Below are 25276 nucleotides of genomic sequence, written 5' to 3'. Positions count from 1 at the left end.
TAAAATCAATAGATGATTTTTTATTTACGACATTTTTTCAATTATAAATGAAACGATAACAACTAAGATAATGGCCCCAATCAAAGATGGAATAATCGCCATTCCAGCCATTTGCGGACCCCAGGATCCTAAGATGCCTTCACCAAGACTTGATCCAACGATTCCGGCAATGATGTTACCGATCCATCCCATGGATTTGCCATGATTAGTCAAGGCACCGGCAATAGCACCAATGATTGCTCCAACAATTAAAACCCATAACCAATGCATATGAAATCCTCCTTATAATTTATACCTATATTTTAAACAATCATCCCCAAATAATCACTTAATATGCTGTTTAGAAAAATATTTATAAAATAGGTTTACCGTACTTTGCACAATATTGGTAATAGCCTAACTCATATAAATCCGTAATTTTATCAATCCTTAGTTCAGTGTCAAAATCGACTAACTTCAGAACCGCATTGGTGAATTCCAAAGCTGCCGTTCCATTCGCGGTAATCAAATTTTTATTGCTAACGACTTGCTGTTCAATAAAGTCAGCACCATTTTGGTAGTTGGCATAATCCTTCCATAAATACTTTGCATTGCCAGTATGTTTAAATCCTGTTAATAAACCATTTCTTGCTAAATAATCGACTGAACCGCAAATTGCTGCCAGTGATTTTCCTGTTTCTATTTGATTCTTTATTAATTGCAACAAGCTGTCATTTTGAATAGTCCACGAATTGCCGCCAATCAAAACTAACAAATCAATTTCCTTAGGAATATCGACTAACGAATAATCCACTATCGTTTTTAATCCACCAATGGAAGTAATCTTAGTCGTTATCGAAGCAGTTTTGACCGACCAATTCGAGCTTTGATTCAATTGACTGGCAAGATAAGCACCCTCCCAGTCAGCATAATCATCTAACATTAAAAATATCGCCCGTTTCATTAAATGTGTCTCCTGTTTTTCTCATTTTCCATAGAATATCCTAAAAAAACTTTATTAACTACAAAAAACCTCAAAAATTATTTTTAATAATTCTTATTTTTAGTTGCAAAAAAAAAGAATGCTATCATCGCATTCCTAAATTAAAACTATTATTCACCTGGATCGATACTATCAACGACTCTTCGAGCATCATCAGTTGTTTTAGTCTGCATCAATTCATTTCTAATCGCTGAAGCACCTTTCATTCCACGTACATAAATCTTAAAGAATCGTTGTAATGGTGCAAAATGACCAGGAATCCCCTTAGCAACGAACTCATCGTATAAGTCTAATTGATAACGCAAAAGATTCAACAATTCATGAGTTGAATGCTCCTTAGGTTCTTTTTCAAAAGCAAATGGATTCATAAAGATTCCTCGACCAATCATTATCCCGTCAACGCCAGGATGGTCATTAGCTAGTTTAATCCCAGCTTGATAATCAGCAATATCGCCATTTATTTGCAAAAGTGTATCCGGAGCATAGGCGTCACGCATCTGAACTAGTTGATCAATCAATTCATAGTGTGCAGGGACCTTACTCATTTCTTCACGCGTGCGCATATGAACAGTTAAAACAGGCACCTGTTGTTTTAATAAAAATGGAATCCAAGTTTCAAATTCATTAACTTCGCTATAACCAAGTCTCGTCTTAACAGTAACTGGCAAATCAGCTTTTCTAGCCCCTTCAATAACTTCTTTAGCAGTATCGAAATGGCGAATCAAGTCACTTCCACTGTGATTTTTAATAACAGCAATATCAGGACATCCCATATTTAAATCGATTGCTTCATAACCTTGTTTTTCCACTTCTTTGGCAGCTTTTTCAAAATCAACTTCTGAATTGCCCCACAGCTGAACAATTGGCTTAGGATTTTCTTTAGGGTCAATGTAAAGACGCCCTTTAGTAGTTTCCTTGGCCAAAGGATGCGTGATGCTCAATGCATTAGTGAATTCTGTATAAAAATTATCTGGTGCAGCGGCTTTCATAACTACTCGACGAAAAACTGAGCCAGTAACGGCTTCCATTGGTGCCAAACTAAAGAAAGGACGATTTTCTTCTTTAGCTTTATTTGCGATGCGATTCCAGTATGCTGACTGGGTCACACTCTCACTTCCAATCCAAATTAATTACAATACTATAAACTATAACCAGTTTGTAGACGCCAACGCAAGTATTAAGTCTAAAAATCTTATTTAATTATATCTTTATTCTTATCTCTAAAATTAATAATAACGATGATAATGAATAACATGATAGTTGCCAAAAAAACTGTATGCATGCCTTTTAGAATAATTGTTTGTAAATCATTCAGAATCGTTGCATTAAAATGAACCGAACTATTGGAACTAATAAACTGGTTGGCTTGATGGAGATTAACATTTTTGAATTTATTGATACCTTGATTGATTGACAAATTAAAAATCAAACCTAAAACACTAGTCATAACGGTCTGACCTAAGGTTCTTCCCAAAGTTAACATCGAGGAAGCTGTGGCAACTTCTTTTTCACCAACAACTTCTTGTGCCACCAAAATATTCATTGTAACGACAATTCCTAAACCAGCACCCGTAACTCCAGAAATAATATAGAAGAGTAACATTGGAAAACTAGTTCTAGCAAATATCAATGGAATGTAAAACAACAATTGAATTATTGCAATCGGAATCGTGATATTTTTGGGAATAAATCTTTTAACTAAAGCTCCCACGAAAAACGATGCTACTAACCACATAACTGGACTTGGCGTGATGGCTAAGCCTGCAACAGAAGCTGGAACTTTATAAATCGACTGCAACCAAATCGGGAAATAAATCTGAAAGCCGCTCTGAACTCCACTAAGTAGCGATGCCGTTAAAATTTCAATCGTAAACAATTTATTCTTGAATAAAGTTAGCGGAATCATTGGATCGATTGCCCTTTTTTCTGCTTTAACGAACCAAATCGCAAAAGCTATAAAGATAATTGCCATTAATAAAGCAAGCAACCAATCAGGACTCTTATTGCCAAGTAACTGGAAAAGCAACAAGAGTGACACTAGAAAACCAGACAAACTGAAGATACCTTTAACATCGATAGGGTCTTTTTTGGCTGGCTTCTTATTTTCTTTAAATCCTATCAACGTCAAAATTAGGACGATTATCCCAAGTGGTACGTTGACAAAAAATATCCAGTGCCAATTCAATTTATCAACTATAAAGCCTCCAATTAGTGGCCCTAGAAGTGCTGAAATGCCCCAGGCTGTGTTGTTCATCGCCAACATATTGGAACGCCTCTCATAAGTAAATAAATCAGCAATCATGGTAAAAGTTGTGGGAATAATTGCTCCTCCACCGATTCCTTGAATCGCACGAAAGAAAATCAAACTATAAATATTGCTAGATATTCCACAAAGAAATGAACCTAGCGAAAAGACTATCAAACCCATCATGAAAACCGGTTTACGACCAATTCGATCCGACAACTTCCCATAAATCGGTGTACTGACCGCTGTGGTCAATAAATACATTGCAAAGACCCAACTTTGCAACGACAAACCATTAAGTTTACTAATAATTGTCGGCATAGCTGTAGTAACGATAGTCGTCTCCACTGAAGTCATAAAAGTCGCAATAAAAATTGCAATCATAATTAATAATAAATTGGATTCATTATTTTTGCGCATAGCTGACACTTCTTTCACAATCACAATAAGGAATTCTGCGTATTTGTACTTTTCCGCCCTCAAATTATTATTTTTGCAATCTAAATTCAACTTACACGTTCAAAAATTACACAATGGAAAATTTTTTATTATCAGAAACATTTATGTAATTACTTAAGACATATTTCATCATAAATTAAAAATTTAATTTTAAATTGAATTATTTATTAATGTAATTGAATGACCAGTATAATAAAATTTATAAGGAATTTCTTGACTATCTAAATATGTAATTATATTATCAATTATGTAATAACATATTAAATGTTTGGAGGACCTAAAATGACACAGTACGAATATACGTTAGATGAATTATCAAGATTAATAGACCACACAAATTTGCATGCTTACGCTTCAGCTAAAGATATGAAGAAGTTATGCGATGAGGCTAAGAAGTATCATTTTAGAATGGTAGCTATCAATCAAGTCCAATCAAAACTTTGTTATAATGAATTGAAAGATACTGATATTGATATTGGTGCAGCCATCAGTTTTCCACTTGGCCAAACTACTGTAGAATCAAAGCTCTTTGATATTAAAAATGCAATTGACAATGGAGCTAACGAAATCGACTACGTGATCAATATCACTGAAGTAAAGAATGGTAATTTTGATTATATTAAAGATGAAATGGAACAAATCGTTCGCGTTTGCCATGAAGACAACGTATTGATCAAAGTCATCTTTGAAAATGCTTATCTAACAAAGGATGAAATCAAGCATGTTGCCCAAATCGCCAAGGAAGTTAAGCCTGATTTTATTAAGACTTCAACTGGTTTTGGACCTAGCGGCGCTAAAGTCGAAGATGTTAAGTTGATGAAGTCAGTTGTAGGCGACGATGTTTCTGTTAAAGCGGCTGGTGGAATTAGAAATTCAGATGACTTTCTTGCAATGATCAGTGCGGGGGCTGACCGTATCGGAGCAAGCAGCGGCATTCCAATCATCAATGCTATCAAGAAACGTATGCAAGATGAAAATGTAGACACTATCAAGATTGATCGCGATTATAAGAAAAATATGAAATAGTTTTAGGAGATTATAGGGATGGACAGTAGAAATTTACCAAAGCACACAATTATTGAGCATGACCTTTTGACAAAAATCAAAAATGGTACTTATAAACCTGATACATTAATTCCCAAAGAAACGGAATTAATGGAGATTTATCATGTCAGCCGTCCGACTGTCCGTCAAGCTATTCAAGCACTAGTCAATAAGGGATTATTAGCTAAAAGAAAACGTCGTGGCACAATCGTTGTTCAAAATAAAATTTCACAAGAATTCGCCCATGTAATTGAAAGTTATAATGACGAGGTGAAAAATAAAGGATTAACTCCTAGAACGCACGTCATTCTTTTACAAAAAGAACTTCCCACTCAAGAGGTTTATAACAGCTTGAAAATAACTAAAGATGATTATGTCTTTAAACTCGTTCGACTTAGGTATGCTGATGACCAACCTGTCGTGCTCGTAACTAGTTACATCCCCTATAAAATTTTCCCTAAAATGGACCAATTTGATTTTGAGGATGTCTCGCTTTATGAAACAATGAATTCTAATGGCTGCCCTATCGATCAAGTCCGCCGAAAAATTGAAGTTTTAGCGGCAGATGAGACAACAGCCGATATGTTGAACATCGATATGAACGACCCAATCTTTTATTTCCATACAATTGGATTTACTACTGATGATGTTCCAGCTGAGTACTCGATTGCCAAATATCGTGGCGACATTAATTCCTTCGAGATTTATATTAAAAGATAATCAAATAGCACGACCTTATTCTTATAGATAAGGTTGTGCTATTTTTTTGAAATTAAAAATTAGATTCTTTTTACGCAAACTAGTAATATATAATGATGTAGTTTAAAAACAAGGGAGTAATCAACGTGACAGAATCAACTTATTGGTCAAATATTGTCGCAAATGCTAAAGCAGAGCACCGACCATTTTTTACCATGGCACCAATGGAAGCCGTCAGTAATACTGTCTTTCGACAAGTAATCGCTAAAGCAGCTGCACCGGACGCTTTTTTCAGTGAATTCGTTTATGCAAAAGGAATCACTGATCCAAATACTAAATTTCCAGTTGATGGACGACTTTATATTGGACCCACGGAAAAAAACCGGCCGGTAGTTCAACTTTGGGGTAATGTCCCTACTGACTTTGAAAATGCCACAATAGCTTTGAAACAGCAAGGCTTTAAAGCCGTTGACATTAACACTGGTTGTCCTGATAAGACTGTCATTAAAAATCACGGTGGAAGCGACTTAATACGTAATCCGGAATGGATGGAATCGGCAGTCGTTGCTGCCAAAAAGTCTGGCCTAGCTGTCAGCGTCAAGACCCGCCTAGGTTATAGCAAACTGGAAGAGTATAAGGATTGGATTCCCGAATTACTCAACCAAAATGTCGAATTACTGACGATTCATTTAAGAACCAAAATGGAAATGAGCAAGGTCCCCGCCCACTTTGAAGTCATTGACGATATTTTAAAGATGCGCGATGAAATTGCCCAAAATACTTTGATTCAAATCAATGGCGATGTTCCAGATTTTAAAGCTGGTGTAAAACTAGCCCAAGAACATCCTGGACTTGATGGAATTATGATTGGTCGTGGCGTCTTTTCAAATCCATTTGCCTTCGAAAAAAATCCTACCAAACATTCATTGGAAGAATTATTAGATTTATTGCGAATGCAATTAAACCTCTTTGATGAATTCTCACAACATTACGATTTGCCACGTTTCCCATCACTGCGTCGCTTCTTTAAAATTTATGCCCGTGATGAATTAGGTGCCAAAAATTTGCGTGATAAAATGATGACTGCTGATACCACTGATGGCGTTCGTAAGATTTTAAATGATTTCCAAAAAAATAATTGATTATTTTAAACTCATTGACGATTCTCAATGGGTTTTTAGTTTGGCTTAAATTAGTTTTTTTACTACCAAAAGCATTGTCATGAGTGTTTTAATTGACAATACAAAACGTCTAGGTTAGTCTAAATCCGAGAAATTTTTTAGTGCTATTTAAGATTTTTGATTTGAAATCATTAATGAAAGGAAGTTAATCAAAATGAGTAAAGTCAGCACAGAAAAAGTAGAAAGAATTGGACGAATTGCTAGTATTATGTCAGTTCTTATGTATGTTTCGTACGTTCCACAAATTCTCTCGAATCTATCGGGGAGCAAAGGCAATCCTATTCAGCCATTAGTGGCTTTTATCAACTGTACTATCTGGACTGCTTATGGATTTTTACAAAAGAAGAAAGATTGGCCTATTATTTGGGCCAATGTACCTGGAATTTTTCTAGGTGCCGCAACATTTATTACCGCAATTTTTACTTTTAACTAAATCAATATATTTTAATCTAATCTTATGGTAAAAAAATTTACCATAAGATTTTTTATTTTCTCCTTCGCCTTTTTTGGGGTTTCCTCAATTTGTCGATTGTTCCTAGTAATAACATTTCAAACACTTTGTAAAATATTCCCAAAATAATTAATGCTCCAAAAGTTCGTCCACTAGCGGCTGTGAATATCCATCCCCACATTTGATCCATTACATTTCCAGATAATTCTTTCATCATATTACTATCCATCAGATTATTAGTAGTCATTAATATTTTTAGCATCAATTTACCACGCCTTATTTGTTTTCTAAACTAAAAGTACGAAAAAAGCTTTAGAACCCGATTGGATTCTAAAGCTTTTTTGATACATTATTAAAATTCAGCATTACCTGGTGTTCTTGGATAAGCAATGACATCTCTGATATTTTCCATACCAGTGATATACATAACTAGTCTTTCAAAACCAATACCAAAGCCTGAGTGAACTGTACCACCGTACTTACGTAATTCTAAGTACCACTTGTAGTCGTCTTCGTTCATATCGAGTTCGGCCATTCTCTTTTCCAATTTATCAAGACGTTCTTCACGTTGTGATCCACCGATCAATTCACCGATTTCAGGAACTAACAAGTCAGCTGCAGCAACGGTCTTGCCGTCGTCATTAGCACGCATGTAAAAGGCCTTGAAGTCTTTTGGATAATCAGTAATGAAGACAGGCTTCTTGTAAACTTGTTCTGACAAGTAACGTTCGTGTTCTGAATCTAAATCTAAGCCCCAGTAAGGTTTAACTTCAAACTCAACGTCAGTTGCTTTTTCCAAGATATCGATAGCATCTGTATAAGTTACGTGAGCAAATTGTTCGCCAGCTGTAGCTTTTAGACGGTCAATCAAAGTATTATCAACATTTTCATTCAAGAAGTCTAGTTCTTCTTTAGCGTGATCCATGACATAGTTGATAACGTATTTCAACAACTCTTCTGAACAGTCCATCTCATCTTTCAAGTCAGCGAAAGCAAGTTCTGGTTCAATCATCCAGAATTCGGAAGCGTGACGTCCGGTATGAGAGTTTTCAGCTCTAAAAGTTGGTCCAAAGGTATAAACATTGCGGAAAGCTAATGCAAATGGTTCTACTTCTAGTTGACCACTAACAGTTAAGTTAGTTTCTTTTCTGAAGAAGTCTTTTTCGTAATCAACTTTGCCATCGTCTGTCTTAGGAACATTGTTCATATCTAGTGTTGTAACTTGGAACATTTCTCCAGCACCTTCAGCATCGGAACTTGTGATGATTGGTGCGTGAATGTAAACAAAGTCATTGTGTTGTAGATATTCGTGAATAGCAAAGGCTGCTAGTGAACGAATTCTGAAAACTGAATAGAAAGTATTGGTTCTAGGACGCAAATGAGCAACTGTTCTCATGAATTCATATGAGTGAGCTTTCTTTTGCAATGGATAATCAGAATCAGATGAACCTTCTTCAATCACTTGTGTAGCGTGAATTTCAAATGGTTGTTGTGCTTTAGGAGTAAGTGCCAATTCACCGACAACTTTGATAGTTGTACTGATTGGATATTTAACTACTTCAGCGTAGTTTTCCATATCGCTAGTAATAACGACTTGAACATTCTTAAAGAATGAACCGTCATTTAATTCAATAAAGCCAACTCTTTTTGAACCTCTGATTGTACGAATCCAACCAGAAACAGTGATTTTGTCACCATCAGCAAATTCTTTTTTGTATAAATCTTTAACTAAAACGTTTTGCATCGATTTCTCCTCTTTAAAATTGGAATACTATGGACTAAAAAAGATCCTCCATCCCTAATAAAAGGGACGAAAGATCTTTTCCGCGGTACCACCCAAGTTTTTTTATAAAAACACCTCAAAATATGCTTAGCATATCTTCCAATTGTAACGCATTGGGTAACGTCTTGACCTACTACGACTTCAGCCAGAATTTTACAAAGATGTTTTTCCTATATACCGACACGTTAAGGTCTCACTAGTCTTAACTCCCTGTGGATAAAGTAGATAGTACTCCTTCTTTTAATATCTTACATATTAATTTTCTTAAATGTAGCATATTTTCATACAGCTTGTAAAGTACAATATAGGAGGATTCTAAATTAAGATTGAGGGATTTAAATGAAAAAATTTACTAAATGGTTATTAGGGATAATTATCTTACTAGTAGTCATCGTTTTTACTACTGTTATCGTTGTCAAAAATAAGGAATATTCTCCTAGCTCTTCAGCTATTTCTGTTGCAAAAACTTCTCAAACCGTTAATGGAACAATTAAATTCCCTGGGCAAAAAGATAAGCCAAGGGTTATTTTCTATCCTGGAGCATTGGTTTCTCCAAAGAGTTACAGTATTTGGGCCTCGAGAGTCGCTCAGGCAGGATTTTCAGTCTACATCGTCCAATTCCCTTTGGATTTAGCAGTCTTGAATGTGAACGCTGCTAATAAGGTTCACAACCAACAGCCTTATGTAATTGGTGGACACTCTTTAGGCGGAACTATGGCCAGCCGCTATGCCAAAAATCATCAAAAAAACTTACGGGCGGTCTTCTTTTTAGCAAGTTATCCTGAAAAGAAAGGCGACTTACATGAAATTAATGTCCCTGTATTATCACTAACCGCTACAAACGACGGCGTCTTAAATCAATCACACTATAAACAAGCTAAAAAATTACTACCAAACAAAACTATTTATCAAGTAATTCAAGGTGGCAATCACGCCGGCTTTGGTAGCTATGGCAGACAAAAAGGAGATAATAAAGCCACTATTACTAATAGAAAACAGCAAATATTAATAAGTAACCTGTTGATTAAATGGTTAAAACAATCCGTTCGTGAATAAATTAAAGCGTTTTCATAGTTTTCCACAAAAGCGCATACATTTTTGTTATACTGTAACTAATCGTTACAATTTCTGGGGGAATTATGACTATCTTATTTAAGAAAAAATTGTTTTTAACTGAGGATGCTAATGAATTTATTGAAGGATATCTTGATTACATCAGGGATGTTAATCCAGAAGATATTTATGAAGGATTGACTGACAAGCAAATTCTTAAAAATAAGTTCATTTTTAAAATTTATCAATTAGAAAATCTCGATTCACTGAATGTTAAATGGGTGATTTCTAATAATAAAGTCAGCGTAAAAGCTAACTTTTGGAATTCAAAGAGCGTTACTCTCGGTTCTATCAATTTGAGTCAAGGATTCAGAAATGTTTCAGAACAAGATTCGTATCCGACCCTCAAAATTTCTGGTGGAGAATATAAGAAAGTTGTAACGAATGAATTTGGTGAGGATACGATTAAAACTTATTTTGAACCTTATCAACTGACACTTGAATTGCATAAAGCCGATTCGACTGTTTATAAATCGCAAAAAATCGATACACTTTATCATTCTGCCTTCAAAACCGAATCAAGCCTTGTTAAAACAGCTAAACTGCTAATGAGTTTCTTTGCAGTTTTTGGATTGGTACTTGGGCTCGGATTCATGTTTGCCGGTTTCTTCTTAACCGGCTTAATGGTGATAATTGCTTTCTTTGGGGTCAACTCGTACACGCTGTTGATTTCAGGATCGCGTCTAACGCCACAACATCAAACAATTAATTAATTTATAAAGACGAAAAAAGTCGTTGAGTGAATAATTCATTCAACGACTTTTTTAATTGTTTTATTTAAAATTTGCACGAAAATCAGCAATACCCTTCTTCAAACGATTCAAGCCATCCACAATCATTTCTGTCGGACTGGCAATATTCATTCGGATAAAGTTTTGACCATCGCCACCATATACATCTCCAGGAGTAATAATCAAGCCGGTATCTTTTCGAATAAATTCTGTTAAGATTTTAGAATCTTTCGTAATTTCAGATGTATCGAACCAAAGTAAATAAGTTGCTTCACTTGGCACCCAATAAATTCCAGGGATTTCATCAATAGTAGCTAAAATCAATTTGCGATTGCTCAACAATTTATCCTTTAAAGCGTTTAACCAAGGTCCACCCTTTGTATAGGCCGCAATAGTTCCTGGAATAGCTACAAAATTGGGTTCGGCTAATTCCTCGCTGTTGAGTCCTCGGCTAACTTGAGCTCGTAAGTTTTCATCCGGAACGATTATCGTTGCCGCATGCAGTGCCGCGACGTTAAAAGTTTTACTTGGCGAAACTGCCACCACAACGTTACGCAAGTATTGTTGGTCTAAGCCAAAAATTGGGTGATACCCTTCACTTCCAAGCGTGATATCTCCATGAATTTCATCGCTGAAAAGTTTGACATCATATCGTTGACAAAGTCTAGCAATTTTAGTTAATTCATCAATCGACCAAATTTTTCCAATTGGATTATGTGGATTGCAAAGAATCATCATATTGGTTAATGGATCACGCAACTTTTTTTCCAAATCAGAAAAATCAATTGCATATTGTCGTAATTTTTTATCGTAGACCAAATCATTTGAGACTACGTGACGACCGCTATTGACAATTGAATTATAAAAAATGTTATAGACAGGTGCTTGGACTAAAACATTGTCGCCAAGAGATGTTAAGCGTCTGACTGCTGAAGAAATAGCTGGAACTACTCCAGTTGCAAAAATCATCCACTCTTCTTTAAGGCGCACTTGATGTTCTTTTTGGTACCAATCAGCAACTGCTTGAAAATATTCTGGAGGAATTTCTTCATAACCGAATAATCCCATCGCTATCTTGTCTTGTAAGGCCTGAACAATTTCTGGAGCCGTTTTGAAATCCATATCAGCAATCGTCATTGGCAACTCGCCTTTTTTAACATCCCACTTAGCCGAATTGCCATCTCGTTTTTTGTTGAGCGTTTCAAAATCGTAATCCATTAATTATGCATCCCTTCAGTAATGTTGCTGGTGATTTCAATTTCAGTTTGATCAGAGTCAATTTCAGGATCATCAAAAATAACATCATCGACTGATTTAACCTTGATCGTACCGCTGATTGGATTCTTAATGCTCATTACATTAGTTGTAATCTCAGCATCAATATTTGAGCAATATTCAAAAGCCAAATCTGTTCTCAAAACCTTACAGTTGACCATCTTCAAATTGTCGATATAACAAAGCCCTTGGTCACTTGCAATCGTACAATTGATTAAAGTCAGATTCTTCGTGTTCCAAGCCAAATATTCGCCACTGATTTTAGAATCATAAATTGTAACATTCTCGCAGTTCCAAAAAGCATCTTTAGAAATAAAAGTTGAGTTGTGGACTTCAACATTCTTGGCCCCATCGAAAACGTAGTTACCAACAACATTGAGGTTGTCAGCGTAGATATTTTGGCTATCTTTACCAAAATAATTCCCGTTGACTTGGACATCTTCCATTCTAATATCATCGCAAGTCCAAAGCGTTTCTTCAGCATCCGCAAAGTGAACGTTTCTTAAATTAATTTTGCTAGCACGACGGAACAATTTTGGTGCCTGCAATGCTGAATCAGTGATTTCAATATTTTCGGTATACCAAATTCCTGAACGAGACATCGTTTCAAAAATACTGTTGGCAACTTGAATATTCTTAGCATACCAAAGTGGATATTTCCATTTAAAAGTTACGTTATCAAGATTTAAATCACGACTTTCTTTAAGAGGTGATTCGCCTTGACCAAAAGTTGTATCAATTAAATCGGCGTCATGCATTTTAAATAATGGTCTTTCGCCATCATAATAACCTTCATTGATTTGTTTGTTCATATCTATAATTACTTCCATTTATTATTATTTTTCATTTGCCATTTGTAATTCATATAATTCAGCGTAATGACCACCTTGAGCCAATAATTGCTCATGCGTGCCTCGTTCAATAATCTTGCCTTGACTCAAAACTAGGATTTGGTCGGCATCTTGAACGGTCGACAAACGATGGGCAATGGCAATCGTAGTTCTGTCATCACGCATCTTTTTAAGGCCACGCGTAATACTTTGTTCTGTTTGTGGATCAATATTAGCTGTGGCTTCATCTAAAATCAGTACTTTAGGATTTCTGACAATCGTTCTGGCAAAAGAAATCAATTGTCGTTGACCAGTTGAAAAGCTGGCTCCTCTTTCTGAGACTTTAGCATGATATTTTCCTGGTAATTTTTGAATAAAACCATCGGCATCAACGAACTTTCCAGCTTGTTCTATTTGTTCTTCACTGATAGTTTCATCAAACATCCGGATATTTTTAGCTACATCTCCATAGAAGAGATATGGTTCTTGGATAACTAAACCTAATTTTTTGCGCAATTCCTTCGTCGAGTAATCACGAATATCATGATCATCGATTAAAATTTGTCCTTGACCGAACTCATAGAAGCGCAATAAAAGATTGATAATCGAACTTTTGCCACTCCCGGTGTGTCCGACAAAGGCTACCGTTTGACCAGGTTCTACGACAAAAGAAACGTCTTTTAAGACAATTTTTTCCGGTACGTAACTAAAAGTAACGTGTCGAAACTCAATTTTTCCTTCGGTAATCTCTTTTGTACTCGTTTCATTTTGTTGAGGCGCGTAAGTTTTATTATCAAACAATTTCATGATTCTAAACCCTGCTATCAGACCATCTTGGAAAAATGACATATAGTTCATGACATCAGATAAGGGATTGAAAAAGTTTTGTTGGTAGGATAGGAAAGCATAAATCACACCTGCAGCGACAAATGTGTGCATGCTATTGAAACCAAAGCCACTTAACGAGATAACTTCTGCTAAGACGAACATCAAACTGATCGTTGGGTAAAGCAAAAAGGCGTTGACGTTAATCATCTTATTACGCATCTGGAAATAAGCGTTGTTGCGGCCCTCAAATTCCGAGGTCATTCGTCTTTGCTGTCCAAATTGTTGAATAATGCCAATTCCCATCAGCGACTCATTCAATTTCGTATTGATTTGACTCAAATACTCACGTAAATGCTGATAAATCTTTGAACTCAAACGTTGATAAAGCCAAACTAACAAATACAAAATCAAAACAAATAAAGCTGTCAATAAAGCTAATGTCAAGTTTACTGAAACCATGGCAACAAAAGCTGAAACCATTGAAAAGAAGGCAACTAAAATCCGCAAGAACAATGTCCAAAAGTTATACAGCGTCTTAGTATCATTAGTGACCCGTGAAACGATTGAACCAGCTGGCGTGACGTCAAAATAATTCAATCCTAACGAGTGCAATTTTTGAAATAATTCACTTCTGATTTTTTCAAGTGTTCGCTCTGCCCCCATCGAAAAGGCAAATTCTTGAATAAACTGGACAACCGCTTTGATAATCGTTCCCAAAGCATATAACGCCGCAAAACCAAGAATAATCTTCATGCCGGTACTTTGATGGGTCAAATAATTATCCATGTAAAATTGCAACATTCTTGGCAATAAAACATTGATAATACTTAAGATGATTGCAAAAGCAATTGCGATTCCAAATTGGCGTTTAAAAAAGCCGGCAAATTTGAAGAGTCTTTTTAAAACCTGACGACGTTGTTTCCAAGTTAGTGCTTTTACTTCATCATTAGCTTTTTCTTGCTCATTTTTCATGACTCAGCCTCCCTTCTAATTCAGCATTTTTTGCTTGTAAATTGAAGGTGTCAGCGTACCAACCAGACTGATGCAAAAGCTCTTGATGAGTACCTTGTTCAACAATCGTGCCCTTAGAGACAACAATAATTTGGTCAGCATTTTCAACTGAACTCAAACGACTAGCTGCAATGATAGTCGTCCCTTGTTGACGATTTTTCGCGATTCTTTGTTCAATATGTCGTTCCGTTTTAGAATCAACCGCTGATAAAGAATCATCTAAAATCAACAATTTAGGATTGCTCAAAACAGCTCGAGCAATTGCCAAACGTTGCTTTTGACCACCTGATAAAGAAACGCCTAATTCGCCAACTTGTGTATCGTAACCATCGACCATCTGCTTCACATCGCCATCCAAATCAGCAATTTTACTAGCACTCAAAACTGCCTCTGAACTAGCTTCGATATCAGCAAATCGAATATTGTCACGGACGTTAGTTGAGAATAAGAAATTAGTCTGTGGAACGTAACCGATTTTATCCAAGTAGCTATCTAGGTCGTAATCGCGAATATCATTTTTACCGACCTTGATAACTCCTTGATAGTGGTCAAAGTCTCGCATCAATAAATTAATAATGGTCGATTTGCCACCGCCAGTTGGACCCACGATGCCTAAACTTTTACCGGCTTGTAAGTCGAAATGGACATCACGCAAAGCTATCTTTTTGTCATCTGGATAACGGAATGAATCTATATCAAATTTTAAAGTGCCACTCGGCACTGTTGTAATGGCATTCTTAGGTTGCACTAAGGATGATTTCTCAGCTAATAGATCACTGATTCGATCATAACTAGCGGACCCGCGTTCCAATAAATTAAATAAACTGCCAACTGCATACATAGGCCACATTAATTCCGCCATATAAGTAATGAACGAAACCAATTGACCAATCGTAATGCGACCATTTAGGACTGCTAATCCACCAAAAATAATCGTTAAAGTATACGAAATACCCATGATCAAAGTCGTCAAAGGATCAAACATCGCATCCAAACGATAAGAGCGTTTATTAGCACGAATATTTTTTTGGACGTATTTGTCGAAGTCTTGTTCATCGGCCTGTTCCTGACCGAGAGCTTTTAAAACCTTGATACCAACGACGCTTTCTTGAGTCTTATTATTGATACTTGAAAAAGCTGCTTGGGATTTTTTAAAGGCAACGTGAATTTTGCCACCTAAGATATCTGCCATCACAGCTAATAAAATCAGCGGCAAAACCGCCAAAATCGTTAAATTCCAATTAATGAACATCCCCATCGCTAAAATCATTGATGTTCCGGTAATCAATGAATCAGCAAAGGTTAAAATACCAGGACCAGCAACGTCTCTGACGGCATCGATATCATTTGTTGCATGTGCCATCAAATCACCCGTCCGCCATTTTTTATAAAAGGTACTGTCCATTTTCATGAAATGACGAAATAAGCGACTCCGCAAATCACGTTCCAAGACATAAGAACTGCCATAAATCATCTTCTGCCATAAAAAACGTAATAAATATTGGAGAATCGCTACGAAAAATAAAACTATCATATTAATAATCAAGTAATGACTAGTCATACTGTTGGTGCTAACGGCATCGACGACATTCCCAATAATCTTGGGTGGAATCACATTGCAAATCGCGACTAGAATCAATGCAATCACGCCAATTAGGTATTGTCGCCACTGTCGTTTAAAAAACCATTGTAAGCGAGAGAAAATCCCCAACTTCACCTCACCTCATATTCTACAAATTTGTATTAGCTCTTACTCTACACCCTAAAGTCAACTTTAAGGCAACAAAAAAAGCGTGATTTCTCAAAAAAATTGAAAAATCACACTTCTTTTTCATAAATATTTTAATTTAATCAATCAAGTCAGTATTTTTAACTTCATTGATACTCTTAGTTCCAGCAAGTTGCATGGTAATCGACAACTCTTTGTTCAAGTGTTCGATTACATCTGTGACACCTTGAGCACCACCGAGGTTCAATCCATAAAGAATTGGACGACCGATAGCAACCAAGTCAGCCCCACTTGCTAAAGCCTTAAAGACGTGTTCGCCACGTCTTACGCCACTATCAAAGATAACAGGCACACGTTTATCAACGATTTCTGCGATGTATGGCAAAACTTCAAAGGAAGCAGGACCACCATCTAGTTGACGGCCACCGTGATTAGAGACCCAAATACCATCGGCACCGAATTCAATAGCCAATTGCGCATCATATGGTGATTGGATGCCCTTAACGATAACAGGTAGATGCGTAATATCCTTGATCTTTTGAATATCTGAAGGCACGATGCCTTGTTTTGCAGCAGCGTAAATTTCGGAAATTCCCTTGCCTTCACCATCACTGTCGCTATAAGCAGCTAAATTAGGCATTGGTAATGGAAATTGGAACTTATTGATGATATCAGCTTCACGATAACCACCTAAAGTTGAATCAACGGTCAAAATAATAGCTTTAACGCCAGCAGCAACAGCTTTCTTCAAGAGAAATTCATTAAACTTATCATCTTTACTCATATATAACTGGAAGAATTGTGGTGCATCAGGAGCAGCTTTGGCAGCATCTTCAACTGCAGTACTGCCGTAAGTACTGATTGAAAAAATCGAACCAGCATCAGCAACACCTTTAGCTGTATCAACTTCACCTTTAGCGTTAGCCAATCCTTGAGCAGCTGATGGAGCTTGAATAATTGGGGTCTTCAAGTCAATATCCCATAATTTTGTTGACAAGTCGGCGTGATCGATACCTTGCAAAACCCGAGGCATAATTTCTTTATCATTAAAGGCTTCGGTATTTTGTCTCATCGTCCATTCGTCTTCAGAGCCACCTCTGATATAACCAAAGGCACCCTTCTCGTTACTCATATGGTCTTTGACACGACCTTCAAGACTAGCAATATTAACAATATCAATATGATTTTCAGCAGTACTTGCTTCATATTTTTTCTTCATTAAAAATCCCGTCCTTTATCTTATTCAATTTACATGATCATTCTAACCTACCAAGGTAAAATATGTCGGTATTTCTTCCTATATATAAATTATGATATAGACTTATTTTTAATAATCTTATTAAAGACCATTGGGCCAATTATACAAGTGATAATGGCGGCCAAAGTGATGGAACCCGATTGGGCTGTACTAATCAATTTCAGGTTTCTCCCAACTTCAAGAATTGGCAAGACCATCGTAATAGTTGTCGACGTCAAAACAGCCGCTGCCAGTGACAAGCGTTTACCGAATCTCTTTCTAAAGACAAAGAAAATAATTCCTTTAGAAATAATAAAGGCAACTAAGAAGACTGGAATCAGAATCAAAGCCATCTTATTAGTTAACAGCGTTCTTAAATTCAAATTTACTCCAGTGGTAATGAAGAAAACAGGGATAAAGAATCCATAACCCATTGAACTCAATCTTTCTTCAGTTTCCTCTCCTGGTTGAAGTAATTTCATAACCACTCCGGCTAAAAAGGCTCCTAAAATGTTCTCAGCACCAATTTGTTCGGCAAAAGTTACCAAAGTAAAAATCAAAAAGAAAGCTAAGCGAATATCTAATTGCGTCGTTGTTTTATCGATATCTTCAAAAAAGTCATAAATACGGTTGAAACGCCGCAACAAGAAAATAGCGATAATAAAAATTACCGGCAATCCGAAAACGGACAAGTAATTCTTTTGTTGAACAGCCGAATAAACGGTTAGGGCTACTAGTGGAATGAATTCACCAAAAGCAGAAGTTAGTAAAATAGTTTGTCCATATTCAGAATCTAACAAACCTGCTTCTTTAAGAAATGAAATCAAGACCCCTAAAGCAATCGTACTAATCAAAATAACCGATAAAATAAAGTCATTAAATATGCCTGTGACATACAAGATTCCACTAAGAATTAATGACATCCCTAAAATCGTCAAAAACCCCTTAACAGAAGCTCCTAATGGCGAAAAAGAATCTTCATCTTCTTTTGGTTTCATTAGGGAAAAATTAATTTCCATTCCTCCTAAAAAGATCAGCATAATCACACCTAAGTTAGCAATAAACTGTACTCCAGTATCGGGCTGAATGATATTTAATCCCGTTTTACCAAGGATTATTCCCATTAAAATTTCAGAAATAGCCGTTGGCATTCGTTGGAGATGAAACTTTGCGGTTATCAGCGGTGTCGCTAAGGCCGCAAATAGAACTATAATCAATGAGAATTTTTCCATATTATTATTCCTCTCTTTAATCACCTTCGATGATATAATATTTTATCCAATATGAAAAATTTAAAGTACTACTACAACTTTACCTATATTGTGACCACTTTCTAAGTACTCATGAGCTTCCTTGACCTGACTTAGTGAATAAACTTTCGTTGGAGCAACGGGAACATGATATTTTTCGATATAAGTAAGCATTTCATTCAATTTCTGCGCATCAACTTCACCTGAACTAAAGGAAGTCAAATAAGTGCCATTAGGAATATCGCCGATCGGTTCAAAGCCATCCATATTCCACTGGCCGCCTAATTCACCAGTTGAGCAAACAATGCCGCCATTTAAAACGTGTTTGAAACTATCTTTTAATGTCGCGGGACCAACTAATTCTAGAATCTTATCGAACTTCTTAGAGGTAATTAATTTACCTTTTTGATCTTCAACAACAGCATCGTAACCATTGTCAAAGAGCGTTTCTGCTTTACTCATTTTCCGAACAGAGCCTGTAACCTTAATCTCCGGATACTTTGCCTTGAGCAATCTCAAAGCTGACACACCGACGCCACTAGCACCTGAACGAATCAAAATTGAATCATCTTTTGCTACATTTAAATATTTCAATGAACCAAAAGCAGTATAGAAAGTTTCGGGAACTGCCGCTAAATCTTTCCAAGCTAACTTGGTCTCAACTGGATAAATTTGCTCATTTGGCAAAAGTACATATTCAGCATAAGAGCCATTAAAGGCTCGACCCATCTCTCCCATAATGGAGATTACCTTTTGACCAACTTTTAAATCGTCACTCGTGCTCTCAAAAACAACACCGACACATTCAATTCCTAAAATCCTTGGAAATTTCACAGAGGGTGATTGCCCTTCTCGAGTAAAAATCTCCGAATGATTGATACCAAAACCTTTAACTTGAACTAATGACCAGCCTGGTCTTACCTTAGGCGTTTTTACGTCGGTATATTCCAAAACTTCTGGTCCACCTGCATGTCTAACAACTACTGCTTTCATATTCTTCACCCCTTTTATCAATTCCATTATAGAAGAAAAGTGCAAAAAAATGAGTTTGAGATATAATTATTTTTTCCCTAAATTTGCAGCATAAACGCGGAATATAACATAGCTTTTTGTGCTTAAAACAAATAGCCCCTGGTAATCAAAGTACGATTACCAGGGGCTATTTGCCTTAATGCTCGAAAGCTGACCATGTTATATTCCGCTCTCTTCTAAATAACTAATCGTACGAATGCCAAGGATATTATCCCCACAACGACGATGACTAATAATTTTTTGGTGATAATAGCGCTTAAAACGGTTGGAACCGAGGCCAATAAATTAGCGTAATCAATTTGTGGTAGTTGACCTAAGCGTTGTTCAAAGAGATTTTCAAACCAAAGTGCCGCCATAATCGTGATTGGTACGAAACTTAAAAATTCTACGACTTTAGCTGGCAAATTGAATTTCTTCAATAAAATAAATGGCATGATTCTAGACAACAAAGTCACGACCCCGCAACCGATAATGGTCCAGATTATAAATTCAGTCGATGGCATGTTTCAAGATCACCCCTAACGTGCAACCTATCAAGGTAACAACTAGAATCAACAGGTCGCTGGAAATAAAAATCAGTCCAAAATAAACTAACGGCAACATAATCAAAACCACCAACAATTGAACTTTCAAAGAAATCGAGTGGTCATTGATGATTTGCAGGTACAACAAACCGATGAACATAGCGACCAAAGCAAAGTCCAGCCCCAATTGTTTGGGGTCACTGATAACTTTGCCTAACATTGCCCCAACCATGGTAGCGGCTGCCCAAACTAGATAAGCTAGTAAGTTCACTGTATTGAACCATTTGAATGACAATTTACCATCGGTAAAGTTCAGCTTGTTCATACTCAGTGCAAAACTCTCATCAGTAATCAGACTGCCGACCAGAATATTCTCTAAAAGCGAATTCTTTTTAAAGAAATTAGCGGTCGTCATGCTCATCAAAATCATCCGCGAATTGACCAGAAAAACTGACAAAATAATCGACACCATCGGCGTGCCAATCGTTAGTAAACTGACCAAAATGAATTGTGCTGATCCTCCATAAACTATCATTGACATCAAGGTGGCATTCAAGACGCTCAATCCAGCTGCAGCAGCGACAATTCCAAATGAAATCCCAATTCCTATATATCCAAATACTGTTGGCAGCGTGTCTTTGATAGCACTGTCAACGCTTAAACTATCGTCCATAGACTCATCCCTCTCAAAAATAGATATATATAAATATTAATATTAATTATAATTAAATTAAAAGTCAATTAGAGTAGGGACAAAAAAGCCTTCTAAATTTCAGGTAGACAAACCTAAAATTTAGAAGGCCATTCGTGATTTTACCTTCAAAAAATTATCCACTAAAACTTCTTGCTCATTCTTAATATAATTCACATTATCAATGTCACTGATATTATCGAGCTTATGAGTCGTTATAATAACTGTCTTACCTCTTTCAACTAATTCCCGGAGCCAAACAAAAATTTCCTGAGATTGCTTTAAATCAATGCCAGTTTCTGGTTCATCAAAGATATATAATTCTCGTTCAATCACAATGTTAATAAATACTAAAACAATTCTTCTTTCACCACCAGAGAGGTCTCCAAATTTAACATTCTTTAACTTTTTAATTACTGCTGGCGTTTTGAATTTATTAACATCCGTTAATTGCGGTAAAAACTTTAAAATATCATTAACTGTCAATTCATCATTAAAATTATTGCCCTGTGACAAATAAGCTATTTGTGCTGGTGGCGGAAAGCCCACAAAGTTCTTGGGTCGAGTCGAATCGACGTCAGCAATCAGATCAAGTAAGGTTGTCTTTCCAGAACCATTTTCGCCCAAAACAAAATTTATTTGTTTATCTTCAAAGTAAAAATTCACCCGATCAAAAATGACATTTGACTTATAATTAAAACTAAAATCTTCAATCTTCATAATCATTACACCCGTTTCATCTGACTCTTAATAGACATTTTCATAAAAACAAAGAAGCTAAATATCAAATAAATGATTGTGAAAGTTAAAACTACCACTCCCAGGAGATGATAATGATAGTGAATTGCATATAAAACATCAATCAATTGAAAAGGATTAATAATGGTTAAAAGATATTTCCAAATTCCACTTGGATGAAGTCCTAGAAAAATCAAACCAAGCAATAAAAAAAGATTTATCAAAATGTTAAATGAAGCTTGTTTGACTTTTAATAGCAATAAGCCTGATAACATTGCTGCACATGCGATTGTCGCCCAAAAAGTGGTCAAAAAACCGTATAAAAACGTCACCCAAGAAACTTTGGTAATAAAAATTGTCACTACAAAATTGAATAGTAAAATTTCAACTTGAATAATCAATAACTGAACGAATAATGATGTAATTATAATTGGATATTTAGAGCCAACGATATAAGAGAAAGTTTTAAGAAAACCATTTTCTCGTAGACGAACTAAATTCAATAAAAAGCCATTTAAAATAGTACTGACCACAATGTAAGACCAATAAATATAAATAGACGCATTGTCTTGAAAATTTTGGCTTTTATTTATGAAAAGCATTGCTGCTGGAATCACTAAAGTATAGAAAAAAGCTATTTTATCTTCTAAAGCTATCTTCATTTGTAGTTTAAAAATTGCCCATTCATCTTGAAATGACAGCATTTTGACCACCACTTTCACTTAATTAATAAATAACCACCAATATATGGCCTTACATTTCTTTCAAAGTCAATATTTTTGGAATGAAAAAAATAAAAATATTTTTCAAAAAATGAGTGTCTTTTTTAAAAAAATCAGGTATGATATTGGGAGAAAAAATTGGACCGAGGAAATGCTTATGAACTACTTACTATTAATGATGTCAATCGGTTTTGAAGTACTGGGAACATCTCTTTTAAAGAAAACTGACGGTTTTACCAATTTATTACCGACGGTGGGAACATTAATGTCATATCTAATATGCCTATTCATTTTGTCCCATGTTGTAAAGAGACTTCCTTTGAGCTTAACCTACGCTACATGGGGTAGCGTTGGATTGATATTGGTGACGGTCGCTGGAATCGTCTTTTACCACGAATCCTTATCGCTATACTCAGTAGCTGGATTATTTTTGGTAGTATCAGGAACTGTCCTGATCAACGTTTTTTAGGCAAAAAGTGTAAATTCATTTAACATGAATTTACTCTTTTTTTTACTTTCTACCAATAATAAAACCTCAGATTGTTGGAACTAGACGAGAAGTAAATTATAATTAATTTATCAATAATTAGAAGGTGTCGTCGCAAATGCAGGATTCAAAATTAAATAATAATCTAATGATTAATATCGTTAACATTGTTTGGGGTTACAACTGTCAAACAGATAAAGTTCAAGTTCTTTTAGTTCAAAACTCGCTTGGTCCAAATGCCAATCGCTGGGGATTGCCTACGACACTATTACGTGCTAACGAAAATGCGGAAGAAGCATCTTTACGCTTGGTGAAGGAAAAGATGGGCATTGATTTATCCAACTTTAATACCGAACAACTGGCGACTTTCAGCAATATCAAGCGGACTATCACGGGAAGAGAAATTGCTCTGACCTATATGACTTATTTACCCTACTTGCCTGAGTTGACGCCTGGGTATGGGGCTAAAGATGTCAAATGGTTTGAAGTCGATCACAATGACCAACAATACCTTCTAAAAAATCAACAATTAGTCTTTGAAACACTCAATGAAAATATAAATGAAAATGAATTCTATAATAATATTCAAAAGTTTAATAGTGAAAACAATCTCGTGTCCGATCACGCCTTGATTTTACGTTTAGCATTTAAACGCATCAGAAATCGACTTGATTATTTGCCCACGATTTTATTGATTCTTGGCGATAACTTTACACTCAAACAAGCTCGTAAAGTTTATGCTGTCTTTTTAAAAGAACCTGTTGAAAAGATTGATAACTCGAACTTTCGTAAGACCCACGGCCACCTATTTTCTGAAGTCGGCATTGAGCATGGCAAGAGCGGTCGGCCTGCAAAATTATACAAATTAGCATAATAGCTTGCACTTAAATAAGACTAATGCTAGTCTTATTTTATGCTATTTAAGGTAAATTTTACCTTTAATAAAAATAGTAATAAACTAATATAATTTTAGGAGGTACTTGGCTTTTGAATAATGTACAGGTAAAAGATAGGAGTGGTTTAAAATTACTCTTCGTTATCGGAACTGCTTGGTTATTCGATGCTTTAGATGTTGCTTTACTATCATTCATCATGCCCTTGATCAAAAAGGAATGGGCCCTTGCTGATGGACAGATTGGACTAGTAAGTTCAATTACAACCGTGGGAATGATTATCGGTGCCGTATTGTTTGGATATCTAGCCGATAAATTTGGTAAGAAGAATATTATTATTATAACGTTATTGATTTTTTCAGTTAGTAACCTCGGTCTTGCCCTAACAACTAACGTTTCACAATTTCTCTTCGTCCGTTTCGTAACCGGAATCGGCTTGGGTGGAGAGTTACCAGTTGCTACCACAATTATTGCGGACGCTTTTTCTGGCCACAAGCGCTCTAGAATGTTGATTTTAGTTGATAGTTTCTGGGCAATCGGTTGGATTGCTGCTTCGCTATTGGCATTCTTATTCATGCCAGTCTTTGGTTGGAGATTTACAGTAATCATTACTTCAATCATGGCTTTGTATACCCTAGTCATTCGTCGTCATTTGCCAGATGAGACCAATGTCAAAAACGAAAAGATGAATCTTAAGATTTCTCTTTCCCAAATCTGGTCTTCAGATTTTAGAAGATCAACTCTTTGCTTGAGTATTCTTTGGTTCATCATTATGTTTACTTACTATGGACTCTTCTTGTGGTTGCCTAGTGTTCTAGTTAAACGTGGCTTTTCAATCGTTCATAGTTTTGGCTACACTTTAATCATGAGTTTTGCTCAATTACCAGGTTATTACTTAGCCGCTGTTTTAATGGGTAAAATCAGTCGTAAAAAAGTTCTAACAATATACTTAGCTGGAACAATTGTCGGTGCTTTTTTATTCGGAACAGCCCAACAAACTTGGCTCGTTATCCTTAGTGCAGCGATGTTATCGTTCTTTACTTTAGGAGCCTGGGGAATTCTGATTGCTTTAACACCAACGCAATATCCAATGGAATTACGTGGTATGGGAATCGGATTTACTCAATCAATTGGTCGAATTGGTGCTACTATTGGACCTTACTTGATTGGTATTTCTTTAGGAATGGGCATCAGCATTCCCGTTGTCTTCTTCTACTTCGTTGTAGCTCTAATCCTTGGTATCATCGTTCTAACCTTTGGAATGGTCGACCGCGACCAACAATAACCACCAAAAATAAATAAGACGCAATTCTGACTTTAAAAAAGTCAGAATTGCGTCTT

General features: G+C 36.0%; 26 protein-coding genes and 1 other annotated feature. Of the genes, 9 read left to right on the top strand and 17 right to left on the bottom strand.

Annotation, left to right across the window (positions count from 1 at the left end; translation table 11 throughout):
- Nucleotides 1-24: 24 nt before the first annotated feature.
- The 4 genes from FHL05_RS03760 to FHL05_RS03745 form a co-directional block, all read right to left on the bottom strand.
- The gene (locus FHL05_RS03760) at nucleotides 25-270 is read right to left on the bottom strand and encodes a GlsB/YeaQ/YmgE family stress response membrane protein (RefSeq protein ID WP_153385767.1); all 246 of its coding nucleotides are present in this window, start codon (nucleotides 268-270) and stop codon (nucleotides 25-27) included.
- 82 nt (nucleotides 271-352) lie between these two features.
- Nucleotides 353-943, bottom strand: coding sequence for a type 1 glutamine amidotransferase family protein (locus tag FHL05_RS03755; protein ID WP_153385766.1), 591 nt, complete (start codon nucleotides 941-943; stop codon nucleotides 353-355).
- Nucleotides 944-1092: 149 nt separating this feature from the next.
- Nucleotides 1093-2088, bottom strand: coding sequence for a tRNA-dihydrouridine synthase (locus FHL05_RS03750; RefSeq protein WP_162000195.1), 996 nt, complete (start codon nucleotides 2086-2088; stop codon nucleotides 1093-1095).
- Nucleotides 2089-2174: 86 nt separating this feature from the next.
- Nucleotides 2175-3647: an MFS transporter gene (locus FHL05_RS03745; protein ID WP_153385765.1), complete on the bottom strand. Its 1473-nt coding sequence runs from the start codon at nucleotides 3645-3647 to the stop codon at nucleotides 2175-2177.
- A 321-nt stretch (nucleotides 3648-3968) separates the two neighbouring features.
- Here FHL05_RS03745 and deoC point away from each other — a divergent pair, with 321 nt between their 5' ends.
- The 4 genes from deoC (at nucleotide 3969) to FHL05_RS03725 (ending at nucleotide 7043) form a co-directional block, all read left to right on the top strand.
- The gene (deoC, locus tag FHL05_RS03740) at nucleotides 3969-4712 is read left to right on the top strand and encodes a deoxyribose-phosphate aldolase (RefSeq protein WP_153385764.1); all 744 of its coding nucleotides are present in this window, start codon (nucleotides 3969-3971) and stop codon (nucleotides 4710-4712) included.
- An 18-nt stretch (nucleotides 4713-4730) separates the two neighbouring features.
- Entirely contained in the window at nucleotides 4731-5450 is a 720-nt protein-coding gene (locus FHL05_RS03735) for a GntR family transcriptional regulator (protein ID WP_153385763.1), read from the top strand.
- 125 nt (nucleotides 5451-5575) lie between these two features.
- Nucleotides 5576-6571: a tRNA-dihydrouridine synthase gene (locus FHL05_RS03730; protein WP_162000194.1), complete on the top strand. Its 996-nt coding sequence runs from the start codon at nucleotides 5576-5578 to the stop codon at nucleotides 6569-6571.
- 193 nt (nucleotides 6572-6764) lie between these two features.
- The gene (locus FHL05_RS03725) at nucleotides 6765-7043 is read left to right on the top strand and encodes a SemiSWEET family transporter (protein WP_153385762.1); all 279 of its coding nucleotides are present in this window, start codon (nucleotides 6765-6767) and stop codon (nucleotides 7041-7043) included.
- A gap of 52 nt (nucleotides 7044-7095) precedes the next feature.
- Here the strand turns inward: FHL05_RS03725 and FHL05_RS03720 are convergent, their stop codons facing one another.
- Together FHL05_RS03720 and asnS are read right to left on the bottom strand one after the other, a co-directional pair.
- Nucleotides 7096-7323 carry a hypothetical protein gene (locus tag FHL05_RS03720; protein WP_153385761.1) on the bottom strand — a complete coding sequence of 76 codons (228 nt, stop codon included), beginning with the start codon at nucleotides 7321-7323 and terminating at the stop codon, nucleotides 7096-7098.
- A gap of 90 nt (nucleotides 7324-7413) precedes the next feature.
- A complete protein-coding gene (gene asnS, locus FHL05_RS03715; protein ID WP_153522030.1) occupies nucleotides 7414-8805 on the bottom strand; it encodes an asparagine--tRNA ligase in 1392 nt (463 codons plus the stop codon).
- Between the two features lie 59 nt (nucleotides 8806-8864).
- Nucleotides 8865-9094, bottom strand: a binding site (T-box leader).
- Between the two features lie 89 nt (nucleotides 9095-9183).
- Between asnS and FHL05_RS03710 the strand changes: the two genes are divergently transcribed.
- Together FHL05_RS03710 and FHL05_RS03705 are read left to right on the top strand one after the other, a co-directional pair.
- A complete protein-coding gene (locus FHL05_RS03710; protein ID WP_153385759.1) occupies nucleotides 9184-9900 on the top strand; it encodes an alpha/beta family hydrolase in 717 nt (238 codons plus the stop codon).
- Between the two features lie 83 nt (nucleotides 9901-9983).
- Nucleotides 9984-10670: a hypothetical protein gene (locus tag FHL05_RS03705; protein ID WP_153385758.1), complete on the top strand. Its 687-nt coding sequence runs from the start codon at nucleotides 9984-9986 to the stop codon at nucleotides 10668-10670.
- 60 nt (nucleotides 10671-10730) lie between these two features.
- Here the strand turns inward: FHL05_RS03705 and FHL05_RS03700 are convergent, their stop codons facing one another.
- The 11 genes from FHL05_RS03700 to FHL05_RS03650 form a co-directional block, all read right to left on the bottom strand.
- Complete coding sequence (locus FHL05_RS03700; protein ID WP_153385757.1) at nucleotides 10731-11906, bottom strand: MalY/PatB family protein; 1176 nt, start codon at nucleotides 11904-11906, stop codon at nucleotides 10731-10733.
- On the bottom strand, nucleotides 11906-12775 hold the full coding sequence (locus FHL05_RS03695) for a DUF3737 family protein (RefSeq protein WP_153385756.1): 870 nt from the start codon (nucleotides 12773-12775) through the stop codon (nucleotides 11906-11908). Before FHL05_RS03695 ends, FHL05_RS03700 begins: the two co-directional genes overlap by 1 nt.
- 24 nt (nucleotides 12776-12799) lie before the next feature.
- Nucleotides 12800-14593, bottom strand: coding sequence for an ABC transporter ATP-binding protein (locus FHL05_RS03690; protein WP_153385755.1), 1794 nt, complete (start codon nucleotides 14591-14593; stop codon nucleotides 12800-12802).
- A complete protein-coding gene (locus tag FHL05_RS03685) occupies nucleotides 14583-16343 on the bottom strand; it encodes an ABC transporter ATP-binding protein (protein ID WP_153385754.1) in 1761 nt (586 codons plus the stop codon). The genes FHL05_RS03690 and FHL05_RS03685 overlap by 11 nt, the downstream gene beginning before the upstream one ends.
- 136 nt (nucleotides 16344-16479) lie before the next feature.
- Complete coding sequence (locus FHL05_RS03680; RefSeq protein ID WP_153385753.1) at nucleotides 16480-17580, bottom strand: lactate oxidase; 1101 nt, start codon at nucleotides 17578-17580, stop codon at nucleotides 16480-16482.
- Between the two features lie 89 nt (nucleotides 17581-17669).
- Nucleotides 17670-18830 (bottom strand): cation:proton antiporter, encoded by a 1161-nt coding sequence (locus FHL05_RS03675; protein WP_153385752.1) that lies wholly within the window; start codon nucleotides 18828-18830, stop codon nucleotides 17670-17672.
- Nucleotides 18831-18890: 60 nt separating this feature from the next.
- Nucleotides 18891-19850, bottom strand: coding sequence for a zinc-binding dehydrogenase (locus tag FHL05_RS03670; protein ID WP_337692543.1), 960 nt, complete (start codon nucleotides 19848-19850; stop codon nucleotides 18891-18893).
- A gap of 206 nt (nucleotides 19851-20056) precedes the next feature.
- Nucleotides 20057-20383, bottom strand: coding sequence for an AzlD domain-containing protein (locus tag FHL05_RS03665; RefSeq protein ID WP_153385750.1), 327 nt, complete (start codon nucleotides 20381-20383; stop codon nucleotides 20057-20059).
- Nucleotides 20370-21077 (bottom strand): AzlC family ABC transporter permease, encoded by a 708-nt coding sequence (locus FHL05_RS03660; RefSeq protein ID WP_153385749.1) that lies wholly within the window; start codon nucleotides 21075-21077, stop codon nucleotides 20370-20372. The genes FHL05_RS03665 and FHL05_RS03660 overlap by 14 nt, the downstream gene beginning before the upstream one ends.
- 120 nt (nucleotides 21078-21197) lie before the next feature.
- On the bottom strand, nucleotides 21198-21815 hold the full coding sequence (locus FHL05_RS03655) for an AAA family ATPase (RefSeq protein WP_162000193.1): 618 nt from the start codon (nucleotides 21813-21815) through the stop codon (nucleotides 21198-21200).
- A 5-nt stretch (nucleotides 21816-21820) separates the two neighbouring features.
- A complete protein-coding gene (locus tag FHL05_RS03650) occupies nucleotides 21821-22537 on the bottom strand; it encodes a hypothetical protein (RefSeq protein ID WP_153385747.1) in 717 nt (238 codons plus the stop codon).
- A 175-nt stretch (nucleotides 22538-22712) separates the two neighbouring features.
- Between FHL05_RS03650 and FHL05_RS03645 the strand changes: the two genes are divergently transcribed.
- From FHL05_RS03645 to FHL05_RS03635, 3 genes are all read left to right on the top strand, one after another.
- Nucleotides 22713-23024, top strand: coding sequence for a DMT family transporter (locus tag FHL05_RS03645; RefSeq protein WP_153385746.1), 312 nt, complete (start codon nucleotides 22713-22715; stop codon nucleotides 23022-23024).
- A 136-nt stretch (nucleotides 23025-23160) separates the two neighbouring features.
- Nucleotides 23161-23916, top strand: coding sequence for an NrtR DNA-binding winged helix domain-containing protein (locus tag FHL05_RS03640; protein ID WP_153522028.1), 756 nt, complete (start codon nucleotides 23161-23163; stop codon nucleotides 23914-23916).
- A 113-nt stretch (nucleotides 23917-24029) separates the two neighbouring features.
- A complete protein-coding gene (locus FHL05_RS03635; RefSeq protein ID WP_153385744.1) occupies nucleotides 24030-25220 on the top strand; it encodes an MFS transporter in 1191 nt (396 codons plus the stop codon).
- The last annotated feature ends 56 nt before the right edge of the window (nucleotides 25221-25276 follow it).

The sequence above is a fragment of the Companilactobacillus halodurans genome (assembly GCF_009600995.1).
Lineage (GTDB): Bacteria > Bacillota > Bacilli > Lactobacillales > Lactobacillaceae > Companilactobacillus > Companilactobacillus halodurans.
The sequence above is the reverse complement of the archived record's forward strand: the minus strand, read 5'-3'. Positions and strand labels throughout refer to the sequence as shown.